This window comes from Allorhizocola rhizosphaerae, from assembly GCF_003426775.1.
Taxonomy (GTDB): domain Bacteria; phylum Actinomycetota; class Actinomycetes; order Mycobacteriales; family Micromonosporaceae; genus Allorhizocola; species Allorhizocola rhizosphaerae.
Genome location: NZ_QJUG01000442.1, coordinates 1 through 2,293 on the forward strand (window position 1 = coordinate 1; position 2,293 = coordinate 2,293).

At 72.1% G+C, this 2,293-nt stretch carries 1 protein-coding gene; it reads right to left on the reverse strand.

The annotated features are described in order from the left end of the window. The coding region (locus DM816_RS41560) for a beta-ketoacyl reductase (protein ID WP_162908418.1) at positions 1 to 2,266 on the reverse strand (2,266 nt) is incomplete at its 3' end. Between the last annotated feature and the right edge of the window lie 27 nt (positions 2,267 to 2,293).

Sequence of the window (2,293 nt, forward strand, 5' to 3'; positions counted from 1 at the left end):
GGACCGTGACCCTATCCTGGCCGTGCAGCGCGCGCAGATCCAGCCGGACGGCCGCCAGTAGCGGCTCCGCCCGGCCCAGCGCCGTGTCGAACAGGTGCAGGCCCTGCTCGGCGTCCAATGGCACGATGCCCGCGCGGGCCAGCCGCCGCAGGTCCGACTCGGCCAGGTCGGCGGTCATCGCTCCGGCCTGTGCCCACATGCCCCACGCGAGCGACTGCGCGGGCAGGCCCATGGCGTGCCGGTGCGCGGCGAGCGCGTCCAGGAAGGCGTTCGCGGCCGCATAACCCGCCTGACCGGCCCCGCCCAGCAGGCCGGCCACCGACGAAAACACGACGAAGGCCGACAACCCCAGGTCACGGGTGAGTTCGTGCAGGTGCCAGGCAGCGTCTGCCTTGGACCGCAGCACAGCGTGGATCCGGTCGGGCGTTTGTGCGATTAAAAGACCGTCATCCAGTACCCCTGCGGCGTGCACGACGCCGGTCAACGGATGCTCGGCGGGAATCGCCTTCAGCAGCACACCGGCCAGCATCGACCGGTCGGACACATCACACGCGACCGTGCGCACCCGCGCGCCAAGTGCAGTGAGTTCCTCCTCCAGCTCAACCGCGCCCGGTGCGCTGAGACCGCGCCGGCTCACCAGCAGCAGGCTCCGTACGCCATGCGCGCGCACCAACTGCCGGGCGACGAGTCCGCCCAGCGCGCCGGTGGCACCCGTGACGAGCACCGTCCCTTTTGGATCGAGCGCCGTGGGGGCTGGGTCTCCGGCCCCCGAGCGGGCCAGCCGGGGCACCAGCAGACGTCCATCCCGCACCGCGACCTGTGGTTCGCCGGTGGACACCGCCGCATCCGCCATCCCCGCGTCGGTGTCAAGGTCGATCAGCACGAACCGGTCGGGATGCTCGCTTTGCGCGGTGCGCAGCAGGCCCCAGGCGGCGGCCAGCGCCGGATCTGCGTCGGCACCGGTCGCCCGCCGGGTAACCACGGCGAGTCGCGAGGCGGCGAACCGCGGCTCGGCAAGCCAACTCTGCGCGAGGGCCAGGGCGCGGCCGGTGGCGGTCCGGAGACGTTGCGGCATGGACTCCGGGCCGTCGGCGCCGACGGTCAGCTCCACCAGCACCACCGGTGGCACACTGTCCACTTCGGACAACTCCGAAACGGAGCGGATGCCCAACGGCGAGCCCGGGTTTTCCTCGACCGGCACCCAGTCCAAAATGTACAGCGAGTCGGTCGCGGCGGGCATGCCGTGCCAGCGCGCGCGAGGTGCGTAACCCACCGCGCCGAACGTGGCGACGGGCTGCCCGGCTGCGTCGAGGGCGAGCACCCGGTGCCCATCGTCGACCGGGATCGCTTGCACGCGAAGCGACAGCGCGCCGGTCGCCAACAACGTCAAGTCGGTCCAGCGCACGGGCACCAGGTCGGGATCGGCGGGAATCGCCCGCAGCGCCTCTTCGATCAGGGCAGGGTGCAGCAGGTAACCGTCGGCGCGGGCGTCGTCCGGGAGGTCGAACAGGGCGGCGGCTCCGGCATCGATCGGCCCAGTGGTGGACTGGCCCACCGCCAGGATGCCGTGGGCGTACCTGGTCCAGCCGCCATCGCCATCGGCGGGCCGGGCGTGCACGGTGACTGTGCGGTGCGCGCGGTCGTCCGGGCCGGAGACACGCACCTGCAGCCGCACCGCCTCCTGTGCGGCGGGCGTGGGCAGCGGCCGGTCCAGCGTCAGCTCGGCGACCCGGCCGCAACCGACCTGGTCCGCCGCCCACAACACGAGCTCGGCGACGACGGAGCCGGGCACGAACGGTTCGGCGCCAAGGGTTTCGCCCAGGATGTCACGCGAAAGGCGGCCGGTGAGCACCAGACCGTCGCCGTCGGCCAGCGGCAGCGCCGCACCGAGCAGCGGGTGCCCGGCTGCGTCGAGACCCGCCCCGGCGATGTCGCCCGCGCCGGGGGCGGGAATGAGCCAGTACTTCTCGTGCTGGAAGGGGTAGCTTGGCAGGTCCACGCGGCGGGCACCGGTGTCGGCGAACAGCGGTCGCCAGTCGACATCGTGGCCGCGGGCGTGGACGGTCCCGACCGCTTCCAGGAGCGTGACAGCCTCCTCCCGGTCGCGCCGCAAAGCAGCCACCGCCGCCACGTTGTCGGGCAAGAACTCCGCGGCCATCCCAGTCAGCACCGCATCCGGCCCGACCTCCAACAACGTGGACACACCCCGATCCACCAAAGTGGACACCGCATCAGCGAACATCACCGGCCGACGCACATGCTCCACCCAATACTCCGGATCGGTCACCTCCCC